The sequence below is a fragment of the Pseudomonas sp. K5002 genome (assembly GCF_013386655.1).
Lineage (GTDB): Bacteria > Pseudomonadota > Gammaproteobacteria > Pseudomonadales > Pseudomonadaceae > Aquipseudomonas.
This window is the reverse complement of the sequence record NZ_JACARK010001448.1, coordinates 1-1693: the sequence shown is the minus strand read 5'-3', so window position 1 is coordinate 1693 and position 1693 is coordinate 1. Positions and strand designations below refer to the sequence as shown.

The 1693-nt window shown below is 64.6% G+C and carries 1 protein-coding gene; it reads left to right on the top strand.

The window, feature by feature from the left end; all coding sequences use genetic code 11:
• On the top strand, positions 1-1693 hold a 1693-nt coding region (locus tag HX846_RS37100), incomplete at both ends, for a chemotaxis protein CheA (protein WP_178967449.1).

The following is a 1693-nucleotide window of genomic DNA, read 5'->3' as shown; positions in this document are numbered from 1 at the left end:
CGAGATCGGCCCGATTGGCGACCTGGCCCATGAGCTGGAGTTTCTCTATGAGGGCTTGTCGGCCGGTTTGCTGGCGCCCTCTGCGGAGCTGTTCGCCTTGCTGCAAGGCTGCCACGACCGCCTGGCGCAGATGATCGATGCGGTGGCGGCGGGCATGCCGGTGGGCTCGGTGGACCTGCTGATCGAGCGCATCAAGAGCCTGGTGCGTCCGGCTGAAGTGACGGACGCACCGCTGGCGTTGACGGCAACCAAAACCGAGGCGGTGCCGGCCAGCGACCCGGCCGCCGACATGGTGAAGATCTCTGCCGACTTGCTGGATGACCTGGTCAACCTGGCGGGTGAAACTTCGATCTTCCGTGGGCGTATCGAGCAGCAGGTCAACGATGCGAGCATCGCCCTCAACGAGGTGGAAACCACCATCGAGCGTATGCGCGATCAACTGCGCCGCCTCGACACCGAGACCCAGGGCCGCATCCTCAGCCGCCAGCAGGCCGAGGCCGAACGCCTGGGCTACGAAGAATTCGACCCGCTGGAAATGGACCGCCATTCCCAGTTGCAACAACTGTCCCGGGCCCTGTTCGAATCGGCTTCCGACCTGCTCGACCTCAAGGAAACCCTCGACCGCCGCAACCAGGACGCCCACAACCTGTTGCAGCAACAGGCGCGCATCAACACCGAGTTGCAGGAAGGCCTGATGCGCACGCGCATGGTGCCTTTCGAACGCATGCTGCCACGGCTTAAACGCATCGTGCGGCAGGTGGCGGGCGAGCTGGGCAAGGACGTGGAATTTATCGTCGGCAATGCCGAAGGCGAGATGGACCGCAACGTGCTGGAGCGCATGGTCGCGCCGCTGGAACACATGTTGCGCAACGCCGTCGACCACGGCCTGGAATCCCGCGATGCACGATTGCTGGCCGGTAAACCCGAGAAAGGCCGCATCACCCTGGACCTGACCCACGAAGGCGGCGACATCGTTTTCGACATGCGCGACGACGGCGCCGGCGTGCCGCTTGAAGCCGTGCGGCGCAAGGCGATCAAGCGTGGCTTGCTCGACCCCAACCTGGAAATCAGCGACCGCGACGTGTTGCAGTTCATCCTGCAACCGGGGTTTTCCACTGCCGAAAAAATCACCCAGATTTCCGGGCGTGGCGTGGGCATGGACGTGGTGCATGAAGAAGTGCGCCAGCTGGGCGGCTCGATGGTCATCGACTCGACGCCGGGAGAGGGCGTGCACTTTCGCATTCGCCTGCCGTTCACCGTGTCGGTCAACCGGGCGATGATGGTGCAGTGTGCCGACGATCAATATGCGATCCCGCTGAACACCATCGAAGGGCTGGTGCGGGTCATGCCCCATGAGCTGGAAGGGCACTATCAGCAGGACCCGCCGCGCTACGAATACGCCGGCCAACGCTACGAACTGTTCTACCTCGGCGACCTGCTGCACACCGTCGGCCGGCCGAACCTGCTGGGCCAGTACCAGCCGCTGCCGGTGCTGCTGGTGCAATGCAACGAACGGCGCGTGGCGGTGCAAGTGGACGCCATGGCCGGCACCCGGGAGATCGTGGTCAAGGGCCTGGGGCCGCAGTTTGCCGGGGTGAAGGGCGTGTCTGGCGCAACCATCCTTGGCGATGGCCGCGTGGTGCTGATCATCGACCTGATGGCGCATATCCGCGCCCGGCCACCGGCGTTGCCG